This is a genomic window from Xanthomonas floridensis (genome assembly GCF_001642575.1).
Lineage (GTDB): Bacteria > Pseudomonadota > Gammaproteobacteria > Xanthomonadales > Xanthomonadaceae > Xanthomonas > Xanthomonas floridensis.
In genome coordinates, this window is sequence record NZ_LXNG01000058.1 from 127,585 (window position 1) to 142,382 (window position 14,798).

Sequence of the window (14,798 nt, forward strand, 5' to 3'; positions counted from 1 at the left end):
GCAACGGGGTGTAGAGCGCGTCGTTGCGCATTTGCAAGCCAGCATTCGCAGTGGCGCCGCCTTGCCGGACCTGGCCGAATTGGCTGCCATCGCGCATCAGTCGCCGTACCATTTTCATCGGGTCTATCGCGCCCTGACCGGTGAGACCGTTGGCCACACCGTGGCGCGCTTGCGGTTGAGCCAGGCCTTACATCTGTTGGGCAGCGCAGATGCGTCGGTGACTGCGGTTGCACTGGCGGTCGGTTACCAGACGCCACAGGCGCTGGCGCGTGCCTGCCGCAGCGCACTGCAGGCCAGTCCCACCGTCTTGCGCTCGACACCGGCATTGCGGGCCAGCAAGTTGCAGCAGTTATCTGCGCCGGCATCCGCGTCATACCGTACATCTGCGCGACTGCAGGTCAGCGTGCAGACGCTCGAGCCATTCGAACTGGTGGTGCTGCGCAAGCGCGGCGCATTCGACGACCTGGATCGCGGCTTTGGGCAGATCGTGGCCTGGGCGGCGCACGCCGGCGTCGTCGACAGCCTGCGGTGTCTGGCGGGATTGCCGCTGAGCGATCACCGTGACGTTCCCGCGCACGCGCATCTATTCGAATGCGGCGTGGGCTTCGACGTGGCAGTCACGCCAGCGGCGCCCTTGCAGCTGCGTCGCCTGGAGGGCGGGCCGCATGCCGTCCTGCGCCATGTCGGCGCGTACGCCGGGCTGGAAGATGCGCTGGATCAGCTGCTGGCCGCTTGGCTGCCCGACAGCGGCTACCTGCTGCGCGACGCACCGCTGCATTACCTGTATCTGGACGACCCGGAAGAAACACCCGAGGCGATCCTGCGCGCCGATATTCGGGTGCCGGTGATGGCGACCGAAACGCGTGGTTGAGGGTACGCACGCCGCGCCGCGCGCAGCTGATCTGCGAGCGTGCGGAGCGGTGGTGCAAGCTGCTGCCTGCGCGTTTCACAGCTGCAAGCGCAGCATCGATGCCTGCGTGGGGCGCCGTCAGTCGATCACCGGTAAAAACACCTTCTGCGGCGGCGGGTGCATCAGGAACTGCTGGTGCGAAATATTCCACGCATAGGCGCCGGCCAGCGGGAAGGCCAGGCAATCACCGGGTGCAAGCGCGGCCACCGGTTGCTGGCGTGCCAGCACGTCCTTGGGCGTACACAGCTGGCCAACCAGGGTGACCGGCGTGTCGCTGATCACCGGGGCGCGGGTGCCGCGCAGCACGCGGAAGGGGTGGTCGTGGGCCTGCGCAGCCGGGGTGCGGAAATGGTGGGTGCCGCCGCGGGCAATCGCGAACCACTGGCCGTGGCTGCGCTTGAGATCCAGCACCTCCATCAGGTACCAGCCGCAGCTGGCGCTGACGTAGCGGCCCGGCTCCAGCCGCAGGCGCAGTGCGCTGCCGTGTTCGTGCAAGAGCGCGCGCAGCCCGGCGCAGAAGCCGGCCCAATCGAACGAGGCCTCCGGCGCCAGATAGTCCACGCCGAACCCGCCACCGGCGTTCACTCGCAACGGCCCGAGCGCGTAGGTCTGCCGCCAGTGCTGCACGGTGCGCAGATAGGCGCCGATCAACTGCAGTTGCGCACCGGCATCGCGCTGGTGTGACATCAGATGAAAATGGAAACCCTGCAGCCGCAGCGACGGGCTGGTGCGCAACAGGTGCATGGCCGCATCCAGATCCTGCGGGTCCAGGCCGAATGGCGAGGGCTGCCCGCCCATCATCAGGCGCGTGCTCTGCGCGCCAGGCACGGCGATATTCATGCGCAGGAACACCGGCACGCAGCGGCCGACCTGCGCCGCGATGGCGGCCAGGCGCTGCAGTTCGCCGATGCTTTCCACATGCACGCTGCAGTCGGGCAGGGCAGCGGCCTGCGCCAACTCGCTGTCCAGTTTGCCCGGCCCGCCGAACAGCAATGCCGCCTGCGGTTGCCGGGCGTGCAACCAGGCCAGTTCGCCGCCGGAAGCGGCTTCGAAGCCATCCACATGCGCTGCGAGCGTGCGCAGGATGGGCGCCTCCGCATTGGCTTTGGCCGCATAGAACAGCTCGCACTGCGCTGGCAGTTGCGCACGCATCCAGGCGGCATGCGCGTCCAGAGCGGCCAGATCGTAGACATACGCACACAGCGGGCCGTCGCTGTCGGCGCGCAGCTGTGGCAGCGCATGAATCACCGCGGCGGTGTCGATGCGCAGGCTCATGCGGCCACCTGCCGTGCAATGGCGAGCGCGGCGATGGGATTGGGCAGTGCGGTGTAATCGGCCTGGCGGTCGGCGCGTTGCAGCAGACGCGTGCCAAGATTGTTCTTGCCCGGCAGCGGCGCGCCATCGATCAGCCCCTGCAACGCCGGTTGCGCACCGTGACGCTGCTGCCAGCGCAGCGCCATCTCGCCTACGCAGTGCCACAGGCGCGCCTCCAGCACCGCGTCGCCTTCGCTCAGGTGGAAGATGGCCTCGGCCAGGTTATTGACCAGCGCGCAATACGCCACCCGGTTCCAGCCCTGTTCCGGTGTGTAGTACAGCGATTGCCGTGCGCGTGCGCCCACGCCGTGCAGGCGTGTTTCCGGCCAGTGGTGGGCGAGTAGCTTGGTGCCTTCCAGATCGCGGATCCACACGCGCGTGGGCCAGCCGTCGCGAAATCCGATCACGGTGTTCTGCAGGTGCGGCTCCAGAGCGATGCCGTGCTGGAACAGCGCACTCCACACGCCGTCCAGCAACAACCCGGCATAGGCGCCGAACCATTGCACGGTGCAGCTGTGCCGATCCCTGCGTGCACTGGTCAGCGCCTGCAGACGTGCGGCACAGACGCTGTTGCCCTGCGCATCGCAGGTGAACAGGGCAGCGGCCACCTGCGGCTGCCAGCGCGCGCGCTGCGCGGCGGGAATGGTCGTGCGATACAGGATGCCGAAACTTTCGGAGAGTGCACGCGCCGCCAGCGGGTTGGCGTCATGCAAGGCGCGATCCACCTGCGCCACCTCCAGCGAGGTGGCCGCCGGTTCCAGCATCACATCGAACCCCGGCACCTGCGCCGCCAGCGTGCGCCAGCTCGGCGCCAGCAGCTCGGTCAGGGCGACTGCACTTTCCAGCTCGTACCAGGCGTTCTTGCGCACGCAGTTGGTCAGCCGCACATGGACCGAGCATTTGAGGAAATAATCCAGCTGCGGGTGATACAGCGTGCGCACCGAGGAGGTGGGCCATAGCGCTTCGCCGCGTGGCCCCACCGGCTCGATCAACCCACGCGATTGCAGCCTGCGCAACAGCGGGTCGTCGAGCAGGCGCTGCGCTTCCCACGGGTGGCAGGGATAGAGCGTGTCGCTGCCGCTGAGGTGCCGCAGGCTGGCGCGGACGTCGGCGCCCTGTGTCCGCAGCAGGCGCGGGTCGATGCGGAACCAGAACAACGGGAACGTCGCCCGCGCTTCCGGCGCGCAGGCCAGGACCTGGTCGAGCGCGACACCTTCGCGGCTCTTCGGCGTGGGATGCAAGGCATGGCCCCACAGCAGCGACTGTTCGGCATCGATCATCGCCTCGCCGGTCGGTGTCCTGGCCTGCGCCTGGCGCAGCAACGCGGCGGTGATCGCCACGCTGTTGGCACTCTGTGCAAGCAGCTCCGGGTTGACCGCGTGCGTACTGCCCAGCGATTGCAGCAGGCAACGCGCCAGTGCAGGCGCGTCCAGGCTATGCCACGGCTGCCCGGCGGCCTTGAGGAAGGGCGTGGACGTGAAGCGGCAGCGCCCCAGGCGGTCGGCATAGGCGATGCGTGCGCATAGCGTGCCGGTCTCGCCCAGGTCGATGCGCAGCCAACGCTGCTCGGCCACGCGTGGGCCGGGGCGATCCAGGCCGCGGTAGTCGAAGTCGGCAGCGCGGCGCGGAATGGCGAACTCGCGCAGGTAGCAGTTGAGCCAGCAGGTGCAGGCCTGCGCGTCGGCCATGCTGGCGTACCAGGGATCATGCATCGTGTGCGGTGACATCGGCAGGTCTCCTCGAAGGAAAGCGCACCAGAACGGTGAGCGCAGCAGCGGCCGCAGCCAGCGCGGCGGCAAGAAAGGGCACGGCAGTACCGGCGGCCTGGGTCAGCGCACCCGCGGCGGCGCCGGCGAGCACGCCGGCCCACTTGCCGCACGCATCGAAGCGGCCGAACAGGCGACCGGCGCCGTGCCCGCTGGCCACCAGTGCCAGGCTGCGATTGAGCCCGCGCAGGCCGGCCAGCATGCCGACGCCGAACAGCAGGCGCGCGCAGGTCAACGCGACAGGATCGTGCAGCACCGCATGCCATACGCAGGCCAGCGCGAACAGTGCCAGGCCGGGCACCAGCCACAGCTCGCCATCGCCGCGCCGCCACCACGGCAGCACCACCAGGTAGACCAGATGCGGCAGGCTGTAGAGCAGCCCGGCCAATGCATCGTGCCCGGCGCCGCGCGCCAGTGCGTACGGAATGAAGTACGGAAACGTCACCACCATCGCGAAGCAGAACAGGAACTGCGCAAGCAGCAGCGCAGGCCATCGCGATGGAGTCGCCGGTGCTGCATGCGCGGGCGGCGTGCTGTCCGCGGCCGCAGCGTCATCGGCAACCGAGCGTACATGCGGTTGGTCGGCCGGCAGCCGCCAGGTCAGCGCGAACGCGACCAGTGGCAACAGCGCGAGCGCGCGATACAGCGCTTGCGCCGGGCCCAGCGCCAGCGCAAGCCCGAGCACTGCGGGGGCGCTGACCATCGCCAGCCGCGCCGAGTACTGCGTCCAGTCCAACGCCCGTGCCAACGGCCCGGCTTGCGGCTGGCTGGCGAGGTAGGCATTGGCCGCCGCCAGCGAACCGCCGCAGGCGCCTTGCACGACCAGGCCGATCACCAGCCAGCTCAGCGTGGGCGCGAAGCCGGCGATCGCAAAGCCCAGCGCCAGCCCCAGTTGCGCGCGCAGCAACGAGCGCTTGCGCCCGTAGCGATCGGCCAGCCGCCCCCAGCTGCCGGCAGTCAGTGCGGTGCACAGCGTCGGCAGCACGTACAGCACGCCGCTCCAGCCCACCGCCGCGCCCGGCGCCAGGTCGGCCAGCACCTGCGGCAGGAACAACGGCATGCCCAGCGCGGTGAAGGCCGCCAGGTAGTGCGCCGCCAGCACCGGGCCCAGGACGCGCCTCATCGCCGCCCCCCGGCCTGCAGACGCGGCGATGGCTGCGCGGCGGCGAACGCGGTGCCGAAGGGATTGGGCGCGCTGTCGCCGTAGAACTTGTTGATGTCGGCCGCACCGGTGACTTGCTTGCTGAGCAGGCTGCCGGCGCTGAGCAGGTACTTCACCGGCAGCCGTGGCGCAGCCAGCAGGCGATACGCAGGCGCGGTGTCGATGCCCTCGGCGTCCAGCTGCGCCAGGACCTGCAGCAATTGCTGCTGCAGCTGCGCAAGCAATGGCGCGCGCAAGCCGGGCTGCCATTCGGCCAGGCCCTCCAGCACCGCCTGCAGATCCAGCTGCAGCACGATGGTGCAGACCATCTGCGCCAGCGCCTGCGCATCGTCCACCGCGATACGCGCATCCTGCAGCGGCCCCAGCCCGGCGATCTCCGGCAGCTGCGCGCGTAGCTGCGGCAGGGCGATGCGTGCGGCGTCGTTGTCCTTCATCAGCAGCCGGGTGGGCCGGCCGGGCGCATACACCAGCACGCTGTTCTGCTGATTGGCCTCCAGCGCGATGCCGTAACCCAGCCACAGCCGCAGATGCACGGCAAGCAGCAGTTCGGTGTAGTCGCGCCACCAGGCGTGCACGTCGCCTTGCGCAAACCGCTCGGCCAGATGGACCGCCATCGGCCGGCCATCGGGCAGCGGCGCGCACAGCGCGGCAACCGGCACCAGCGTGCTGTCTTCCAGTGGCGGATAACGCCGCAGCAGATAGGCCAGATGCCGGGCCTGGCCGACATGCCCGCCGTGCGATTCGTCCACGAAGACGCAACGCCCGCGCAGCGCCGCATCGCGCGCATCGATCAGCCGCAAGGCGAGTTCCAGCCAGTGCCCATCGTAGAGCGTGGAGGGTTTGATCAGACGCAGGTTCAACGCGCCCAGCGTACGCATCGGGATCGGCAGCTTGAGATGCAGCTGCGGGTGCTGCAGCGGCACCAGCGTGCGCACCGACAAGCCAGGGCGCACCAGCAGCCAGGGCTGCGGTGCACGCACCGCGCAAGGAGTCAATTCGAAGCCGGGTTGCTCCAGCCGCTCCCACACCAGCGGATGCACCGGCCACAAGCCGTGCGTGGCCGCAAGCGCCGGCGACAGCCCCACATCGCTGAATGCCGGCCACAGCTCGGCCGGCGGCGGGCTGGTGCAGCTGAGCTGCGCCTGCGGCAGCGCCAGCCAGCGCAGCGCAAAGGTGGGCGCAAACTCGGGTGCGTAATCGCGCAGTTCGGACGGCTCCAGACCGGCCTTGGCACGTGCGGTGGGGTAGAACGGATGGTCGCGATAGCTCGCCAGCTGGTCGCAGCGATACGCGCGTTCGGCGGCGTCGGCGTGCTGCAGGGCAGCGTTCAATGCCGGTGCCTGCACGTGGTACGCCTGCCGCGCCAGCCCGCGATGTGCGGCGGCGCAATCGGCCTCGTCGGCATAGGCGCGATGCAGGCGCTGGGTCTCCGCGTCCAGCCCGGCGCCCAGGCGCTGCAGCCAGGCGTGGCTGCCCTGTTCAAGCAGTGCGCTGGCGGCGGTTTGCACGATCCAGCGGTCGTCGCAGGCGCTGATGGCCTGCAACACGCCGTGGCGATGGATCGGCAGCCACAGCGTGCCGTCAGGCAGATGGGCGATCTTCCACCAGCCATCGCCCGGCACGGCGCCTGGCCACGCCGCGAGCACGTGCGCCTCCGGCGTGGCCAGGGCACCCCGGCGGGTGATGGCGCGCAGGTCTTCGCGCAGGCAGGCATCGATGATGCGGATGGCGATATAGCGCTGGTCGGCGGCCAGACTCATGCACGTGCCCCCGCGCTGTCGATCTGCCATTGCAGGCCGGCCTCGGCCTGCATCACGGCGTTTTGCAGCGCCTGCGCATCGCTGGCCAGCGCGCTGAGCACGCCCAGGTAATCCTTGTTGGAATGACTGAGCTGGATGCGCTCGCCCGGTGCACGCATGCGCCGGTAGTGCACGTCGCTGTGCGCATCGTGATGACGGCGGTCTTCGCTGGCGGTGACCAGCTCGCCGTCGCGCTCGGCCACGTAATAGCGCAGCAGTGCATGCGCGCGGTCGCTGCGCAGCTGCGGCAATGGCTGGCCCAGGTGCGGCGCCAGCGCGGCGGAAAACCATTGCCCGCCGAACATGCCATCGAGCAGGAATTCGCGGCGGTCGCCAATGCTGCGGTAATTGATCTCCACCAGCACCGGGCCGTCGGCGGTGAGGATGAATTCGCTGTGGCAGAGCCCGAAGTTCACCCCGAAGCTGCGCACTTGCTGCACTGCCTGCGCGATCACCGGCGTGTCCACGTCGCCATCCCACTGCGCCTCGCATTCGACGAAGTGCGGGGGCGGCGACAGCCGGACCTTGAACCCGCCGATGGGCTGCACGCTGTGCCCGTCACCCAGCGTCTCCAGGGTGAATAACGGACCCTGCAGCATGGCCTCCAGCAAGACGGTGCGCTGCGGGTGGCGCTGCCAGCTCTCGTCCAGATAGCGCTGTAGTTGCGCGGCATCGGCGCAATGGCGCACGTCCAGGCTGGCGACGCCTTCGCGTGGCTTGGCCACCACCGGCCACGGGATCTGCGCAGGCAGCGCGGCGCCGGGCGCCAGGGTGCAGAACCACGGGCAGGGCAATCCATGCGCGCGCAGGCGCTGCCGCATCGCGGCCTTGTTCTTGGCGGCGTAGCACACCTGCCAGTTCTTGCCAGGCAGCCCCAGGCCGGCCGCCACCAGCGCAGTGCTGGTCTGCAGGTGATCGCTGTTGCTGAAGACGGCACGCGGCTGTACCTGGACGTCGTGCAGCACGTCCAGCACGCCGAGCGGATTGAATACATCGCACTCGATCACCCGCTGCGGCGCATGTTCGGGATGGTCGTGAAAATGGCTCAGGTGATCGAGCCGATGGTCGGTCAGCAACCAGACCGGAATGCCTTGCGCATGCGCGGCCGGCAGGAAGCCGTCGGTGATGGCCGGGTGGCAGACATGGGTGAGGATCACCAGGGGGGCGTCGGGTACGGCGTTCATGGCAGCTCTCGTTCGACAGGGCGGTAGGAAAAAAGCCGAGACTGAAACGGGCTGCCTGGCGCCGCATACGGCGTTGGGTGGCCTGCGACGCATCGATCGCAATGCCGCGTGTTGCGGCGCTGAAGCGTGCTTCGTGCACGCTGTGTTCTGCGGCGATCGCAGACCGATCGCCGTTACCATCAATGGCGACCGATGCCCCTGTACAGCGGTCGTTTCGTGCATCTACTGGACCTGCGCAGCCCACCTGTGCAGTAAACAGTGCGCGCAGTGCTTGGCCAGGGCTGTCGGCGGAAGTGGTCGCAGCGTCTGCGAAGTACGTATGGTGCCGCAGCTCCCACTTTCGGCAGCGCGAGGATGCGCTGCCATGGTGTGTGATCGCCTAGAACGTGTATTCCAGGCCTGCGGTAAACGTGCGGCCAGGTGCGGCCTGGCGGCCCCATGGGCTGGTGTCCACGCCACGGAACCAGTACTGCCGGTCGAACAGGTTGTTGACCGCCAGTGATGCGCTGAATTTTTGTCCATCACGTTCGAACAGCGTGCGGCTCACCTGCGTGTTCCAGACCATGTAGGCGGGCAGCTGGCCTACCGAGGCGATGGCGTTCTCCTGCACGGTGTTGGCGGCATCGCTGTAGGCCTTGCTGAAGTAATAGCTCGACAGCGCGACCGTGGTATGACCGAGCGCGTAGTTGCCGCCCAGGGTGATCTGGTTGCGCGAGGTGAACGGCACCCGGAAGCCGCGGAATGCGCCCGATTCCTGGCTGGCATCCAGATACGCATAGCCGGCGTTGAGGGTGAGCGCGCGCAGGTTTTCCGGGCTCCACTGCAGTTCCACCTCGCCGCCCTGGTGACGGGTCTTGCCCAGGTTGCGGAACACGCGGGTGGTGTTGTCCAGCTGGATCTGCTGATCGAAGTCGATCAGATAGGCGCCGACCTGGATGCGGGTGCGGTCGTTGGGCTGGTAGCGCGTGCCGGCTTCGTAATTCCACGCCAGCTCGGCATCCAGATTGTTGCCGAAGATGATCTGGGTGACCTGCGGCGCGCGCATCGAGCGCTGCCCGTCGGCATAGAAGAACCACTGTTCATTGGCCTGGAAGCCCACCGTCAACCCTGGCAGCACGTCGCGGGTCTGGTTGAGCGTACGCACGCCGGTGGCACGGTTGAAGTAGCGCGAATCCAGGCGCTCGTAGCGCAGCCCGGGGGTAATGGTCAGGCGCTCATCTGCAAGCGTGATCGCGTTGCTGACATACGCCGCCAGTGCGCGGTCTTCGAACTGCCAGTCGCGCACGGTGGTGAACAGGCCATCGCGCAGGCGCAGGTTGCCGACCAGAAAATCGATGTCTTCGCGCACGGCGCGCACACCGGCGGTCCACTGCTGACGCACGCCGCCCGCAGTGCCCATGCTCCAGCTCAGCCGCGGCTCGCTGCCGACTACGCGGAAGTCGCGCGGCGCGGTCTGGCGCAGTTGCGGTGGCAGGTCCGAGCGCCAGGTTTCGGTGGCGGCCTGGCGCATGCCGACGATGAAGTTGCGGCTGCTGCGCGCACTGAAGTTGGTCCAGTCCAACCGCACGTCCTGCAGCGGGCCCCAATCGCCCAGCAGCTGTTCGTAGCTCAGCGACGCGCGCGTGGTGCGGCCATTGAAGCTGTCCAACGGCCGCGTGGACTGGCGCGGGTCGCGCCGGTAATCGGCCGGGCTCAGCGCCCCGGCCAGATCCATGTCCACCAGATAGCGTTGCACGCTGGCCTTGATCAACTTGGTGTCGTCCAGCCACCACTCCGCACGCACGCGCAGGTTACTGATGTCGGTATCGCTGTGCGCGCGCCAGTACTCGCCATAGGTGCGATTCGCATCGACCTGCATGCCAAAATTGTCGGTCAGATAGCCGCCGCTGCTGAGCGCGCTGTCCTGCAGGAACTGGCCCTGGCCGCCGGCGGTGATCTTGTGCGCCAGGGTGGTGCTCCACGCGCTGGGAATCTCCTTGCTGACCAGGTTGATCACCCCACCCACGTTGTTGGGCCCGTATTGCACGGCCGCGCCGCCACGCACGATGTCGATGCGATCGATCTGATTCAGCCCCACCGGAAACAACGACAGGCTCGTCTGCCCATAGGGGGCCAGCGCGAGTGGAATGCCGTCTTCCAGCACCTGCACGCGGCCGCTGCGGCTTTCGTACAGGCCGCGCAACATGATCTGCGGGAGCGCGCCGGTGCCGGTTTCGTCGAAGATCTTGATGCCCGGCACGCGTTGCAGCGCATCGTCGAGCGAGCGATTGCCGCCATTGCGCAATTGCGCGCGGTCGATCACCTGGCGGCTGCCGGCGTAGCGCTGCACATCATCCGGTTTGGAGCGCCCCAGCAGGCTGCCCTGTACCTGGATGGCGTCCAGCGCACGGATGGGGGGCTGGCCTTCGGTGTCGTCGAACGCTTGCGCGTCTGCGGCCATTGCTCGCAACGGCAGGCTCAGGCTGGCCGCCACGATGGCAAGGGTCAGGGCATGGAAACGGAAGGTCGACATCTACGGCGTGCTCCTGCAGGCGGGTAGGGAAGTGGGTGTGTCGAACGTGGCCAGGTGGCCGCGCAGTGCGCGTTGGATCAGGGCGCGGTCCTCGCCGGCGAGCAGCCAGCGCAGATCCGGTTGTTGCAGCCAGTGCGCGCGTTGCGCGTCGGTGCGTGGATTGGGGCAGAACGGCACGCTGGCCGCGCGGCAGTGCGCCTGCACTTGCAGCAGCAACTCCCACACCTGCGCATGGGTGGGCTGCGGACCCAGGCCCAGATCCAGCGCCAGATCCAGCGCCCCTTCCATCACCAGCGTCACGCCGGGCACGGCAAGAATGGCGGGCAATGCGGCCACGCCAGCGGCGCTTTCGATCATCGGCACAATGCGGATGTCGCGATTGGCCTGCGCGATATAGGTCGGCAGGTCGGTGTTGCCGAAGCCGGTGACGCGGCCGCCGGTGATGCCGCGCCGGCCCAGCGGCGGAAAGCGCGCGGCGGCGACCGCGCAGGCCATCTGCTGCGCCGATTCGGCACGCGGCACCACGATGCCGCGCGCGCCGGCGTCCAGCACGCGGCCGATCAGTTTTTCGTCCACCTCCGGCACCCGCACCCAGGCTTCGCAGCCGGAGAGCTCACACGCGCGGATGGCATGTTCCAGTTGCTCCGGCGCACGCAGCACATGCTCCAGATCGAGCACCACGAATCCATAACCGATGCGGCCCAGCAGCTCGCACAGCTGCACGCTGGGCAACGCATTGAGAAGGCCGACTGCATACGCCATGGTAGAGGCCGCCAGGGAAACGGGCGCTCATCCTGCGCTTGATGGGAATGATTATCAAGTGTGTCTTTCGGTCTTTTTGGGTAACCAGGAGAGGTGGCTTGACTGAATTTGGAGATAGGCATCGATACCGGTGCAGCTATGTCGCCCGATTCAAGTAGCAGCACTGGCGTTGCGCCAGGAGAAATATTGTTGCTGTCCAGGAAAGGACGTAGCCTTGTAGAAACAGGGCGTTTATCGGCCAACTACACGATATATCCCACTTCAGTCGCGCTGCTATGCATTTCCCTGGCGACTTTACTGTGCGCCTGCCAGCAGAGGATGCCGCCGTGCAATCCAAGGACGTGCAGGCCCGCGACGCTGACGTCGATCCGATCTATCGAAAGAACCCGTATCCAAAGCAGGCCTATCTGGTAACTATGACCATCGAGGATGCGCCAGGACCAGTCGGTTTCGTGGATGGCGCGGCTTTTTATCAGATGACTAAGCTTTCCTAGGGGAGTGTTTACGCCGACGGCGGCATACTGTTTAGGCGGCATAGCTCCTATGCTCAATATGTCATCGAGCTGATGCAATGGGCAACGGAGTTGGCGGAGCGTCAAGCAAGCGCGATTGGCTAGCGGCTGGATTGCGTTTCCGATGAATCCTGTTGAGGTGATTATAAAAACGGCGTAGGCTCAGATATCAAGCGTTTATTGGCCAAACCAATCGTGTATCGAACCCCCGCCGCACTGCTATGCATCTCCCTGGCCGCATTGCTGTGCGCTTGCGGAGCAAAGGAGACCCCCATGCAATCCAAGGATGTGCAGGCGCGTGACGCTGACGGCGATCCAATCTACCGGAGGAACCCGCGCCCTACGCAGGCCTATCGGATCACCATGACCATCGAGAATGCGCCAGGACCGTTCGATTTCGTAGATGGCGCGGCTTTTTATCAGATGACTAACCATACGCTGTGCACCCCGATTGAGCCGATTGCCGGCGTCTGGTCAAAGCAAAAAGAAGATAGTGTTCCTGCAGTTTTCAAGAAAATCGATACCACTACCTATGTTGCGACGATTTTTGCAGACGGCATGATTGACGCAGATTACTATGGAAAGGGCGTGTGTCATTGGGAATTGATGGGTGTCGGCATTTCTTTAAAGGCGAATGGCAAGAAAGAGGAGACGAACTTTTCGCCTGGTCTGGAAAAAGATCAGATTCTAAGTTCAGGCAGAAAGACGACTTATTTTTGGAAGGGTGGCTACCCGCGAGACGAGTTGGAAGACTTTCCAGATACTGGCGAGGGTGATCCTGCTAAATTCAAGGGTGAGTTGCGTGGGGAATTGTTTAAGGTGACCTTATCTGCCAGGAAGGAAGTGCCGTGACTCTATCTGGCCGAGATTGCGCAGCACTGGCAAATGACTCTTATAATCGGCCTGATATGGTTGGATTAAAGAGTCCCGTTATTTCAATTGGAGAGGGTCGATATCAGCGCCTCGAGTATATGGATCGCCCATCGGGATATCAGGGGGTCGTCTATCGGAGCGTGGATACTAGGGAGGTAATCGTCGCACACCGCGGTACCGAGCCTGATAGACAGCTCTTGAAAGATGGCGCTTATGCTGATGGCAGCATGGTGGTGAAGAGTCATAATCCCCAGGTCGACGACGCCATCGAGCTGACACAACGGGCGATCGAGCTGGCGGAGCATCTAGCGAAGCGTGATGGGCATAAGCCCGAAGTCACTGTCACCGGGCATTCCCTTGGCGGCGGACTGACTCAGGTCACGGCGCACCATTTCGGCTTGAAGGGACAGACATTCAACGCCTACGGAGCGACGAGCCTGGATCGGCGAATTCCCGAGGGTGGTAACGAGGTAATCAACCACGTAATGGCCGGCGATGCGGTCAGCGCCGCCAGCCGGCATTACGGGCGCGTGGAGATCTACGCTACGCCGCAAGAGATCGCCACGCTGAAGAGAGCTGATTACGCCAACGACAATGAAGTGCTGGATGCGCGCCTTTCGTTGTTAGCGGCAGCCAAGCTGGGCGATTCGCACGTCATGCATAACTTTCTCCCCGTCGATGCCGACGGCAAGCCGGATCGTTCCGTATTGGACGATCCCGCAACACGTCAGCTCGCGCAGCAGTACGCGCCAATGATCGAGAAGTATCGCGGCGACGTCGAAACGCTGCGGGCGGGCTTGACGTTGTATTCGCGTGGAATCCCTGGCCTTGTCCGTGATGGGATCGACCAGCTGCGTGGTCCGGTGGAGCCGGGGACCGGGCGTCGGGAAATGGATGCGCCCAGCTGGCAGCAGCAGATGCAGCAACTTCAGCAAGACCGCGAGCGCAGCCATGCGCCACAGACCTGGCAGGTGCCGCTCAAGCAGGATGCGCAGGAAGTGCGCGCGGCGTCGCCGACACACGGCGGCAAGCCGTCCTTATTGCAGGACGACCCCAGCGTTTTTCTGGACCGCATGTTGGCCGCCGCACAGAGCGGCGATCGTGATCAGTTCCGTCAGATGACGCAGACCCTAGCCAATGAGCCACCTGGTCGCGCACTGCGCGCCGAGGCCTTGGAGACAGTGAATCAGCAGGAACAGCAGGCGGCCCAGCAGGCGGTGCAGGCACAGCGGCAACAGGCCGAGTCGCAACAGCAAGAGCCCATGCGCATCGGTGCGCGCAGCCTGTAGCCGTCATCAACAGGAAGACAGGACGCACGATGGACGCACAAGACCCAATGGCGCTGGTCAGCAAAGCCGCCATACTGATGGAACAGTTCGAGCGCCGATGCGGCGAATTGGAGCAGCTGCAGCGCCGGCTTGCGCAGCAGTTGGAACAGGTGGCCCAGTCGCTGCCAAACGTAGTGACGCGCTCAGCCGAACAAACGTTGCAGCGCGTGCCCGATACGCTGATTCGGAGCATCCAGCAGGGAATGGACCAACCCGTTGCCGGTTTCGAAAAGCGGCTGCAGCAGGCCGGTGGTTTGATCGGCGAGGGTGCGCAGTCGCTGGCCGATCAACTCAAGCGCGTCGAGCGCGGGCAGCGCCTGCTGTTGTGGAAAGGTGCTGCGATTGTCCTGGGAAGTCTGCTGCTGTTGCTGGGTGGTGGTGGATGGTTGTTGAGCCAGTACCGCCAGGAGATCAACGACAATCAGTTGCGTGCGGAGTTGCTGCGCGCTTACAACGCCGCCGACGTGACATTGTGTGGCGGGCAGTTATGCGCCAATGTAGAAACCAAGGGCGCAGCCTATGGTGATCGTCGGCAGTATCGGCTCGTCAAGCCGCGCTGAGGTGGGCGGTAAGCTGGCATGCATTGCTCATGGCAACCCCTGGTCGCTGCGATCCGGTAAATCAAATCCTGAAAGCGCAGGGCATGCGCATGCGCCTTGTCAACGGCGCGCAGTGG

General features: G+C 65.9%; 12 protein-coding genes. 5 read left to right on the forward strand and 7 right to left on the reverse strand.

Annotated features, from left to right (window positions below; all coding sequences use genetic code 11):
* Positions 1–31 precede the first annotated feature (31 nt).
* Positions 32–871 (forward strand): AraC family transcriptional regulator, encoded by an 840-nt coding sequence (locus A7D17_RS22160; protein WP_239692269.1) that lies wholly within the window; start codon positions 32–34, stop codon positions 869–871.
* Between the two features lie 117 nt (positions 872–988).
* Here the strand turns inward: A7D17_RS22160 and A7D17_RS22165 are convergent, their stop codons facing one another.
* From A7D17_RS22165 to A7D17_RS22195, 7 genes are all read right to left on the reverse strand, one after another.
* Entirely contained in the window at positions 989–2,185 is a 1,197-nt protein-coding gene (locus A7D17_RS22165) for a type III PLP-dependent enzyme (protein WP_064511096.1), read from the reverse strand.
* Complete coding sequence (locus A7D17_RS22170; protein WP_064511097.1) at positions 2,182–3,951, reverse strand: IucA/IucC family protein; 1,770 nt, start codon at positions 3,949–3,951, stop codon at positions 2,182–2,184. Before A7D17_RS22170 ends, A7D17_RS22165 begins: the two co-directional genes overlap by 4 nt.
* Positions 3,929–5,113, reverse strand: a complete 1,185-nt coding sequence (locus A7D17_RS22175; RefSeq protein ID WP_064511098.1) for an MFS transporter — start codon at positions 5,111–5,113, stop codon at positions 3,929–3,931. The genes A7D17_RS22170 and A7D17_RS22175 overlap by 23 nt, the downstream gene beginning before the upstream one ends.
* Positions 5,110–6,912 carry an IucA/IucC family protein gene (locus A7D17_RS22180; RefSeq protein ID WP_064511099.1) on the reverse strand — a complete coding sequence of 601 codons (1,803 nt, stop codon included), beginning with the start codon at positions 6,910–6,912 and terminating at the stop codon, positions 5,110–5,112. Before A7D17_RS22180 ends, A7D17_RS22175 begins: the two co-directional genes overlap by 4 nt.
* Positions 6,909–8,135 (reverse strand): ATP-grasp domain-containing protein, encoded by a 1,227-nt coding sequence (locus A7D17_RS22185; RefSeq protein ID WP_064511100.1) that lies wholly within the window; start codon positions 8,133–8,135, stop codon positions 6,909–6,911. Before A7D17_RS22185 ends, A7D17_RS22180 begins: the two co-directional genes overlap by 4 nt.
* 379 nt (positions 8,136–8,514) lie before the next feature.
* Positions 8,515–10,647 (reverse strand): TonB-dependent receptor family protein, encoded by a 2,133-nt coding sequence (locus tag A7D17_RS22190; RefSeq protein ID WP_064511101.1) that lies wholly within the window; start codon positions 10,645–10,647, stop codon positions 8,515–8,517.
* Positions 10,648–11,409 carry an HpcH/HpaI aldolase family protein gene (locus A7D17_RS22195; RefSeq protein ID WP_064511102.1) on the reverse strand — a complete coding sequence of 254 codons (762 nt, stop codon included), beginning with the start codon at positions 11,407–11,409 and terminating at the stop codon, positions 10,648–10,650.
* Between the two features lie 326 nt (positions 11,410–11,735).
* Between A7D17_RS22195 and A7D17_RS24545 the strand changes: the two genes are divergently transcribed.
* The 4 genes from A7D17_RS24545 to A7D17_RS22215 all read left to right on the forward strand — a co-directional run bounded on the left by A7D17_RS24545 (position 11,736) and on the right by A7D17_RS22215 (position 14,682).
* The gene (locus A7D17_RS24545; protein WP_162578030.1) at positions 11,736–11,903 is read left to right on the forward strand and encodes a hypothetical protein; all 168 of its coding nucleotides are present in this window, start codon (positions 11,736–11,738) and stop codon (positions 11,901–11,903) included.
* Between the two features lie 291 nt (positions 11,904–12,194).
* On the forward strand, positions 12,195–12,773 hold the full coding sequence (locus A7D17_RS22205; RefSeq protein WP_064511104.1) for a hypothetical protein: 579 nt from the start codon (positions 12,195–12,197) through the stop codon (positions 12,771–12,773).
* 56 nt (positions 12,774–12,829) lie between these two features.
* On the forward strand, positions 12,830–14,083 hold the full coding sequence (locus tag A7D17_RS22210) for a Tle-like phospholipase domain-containing protein (protein ID WP_425479659.1): 1,254 nt from the start codon (positions 12,830–12,832) through the stop codon (positions 14,081–14,083).
* 29 nt (positions 14,084–14,112) lie between these two features.
* On the forward strand, positions 14,113–14,682 hold the full coding sequence (locus A7D17_RS22215; RefSeq protein WP_064511106.1) for a hypothetical protein: 570 nt from the start codon (positions 14,113–14,115) through the stop codon (positions 14,680–14,682).
* Positions 14,683–14,798 lie beyond the last annotated feature (116 nt).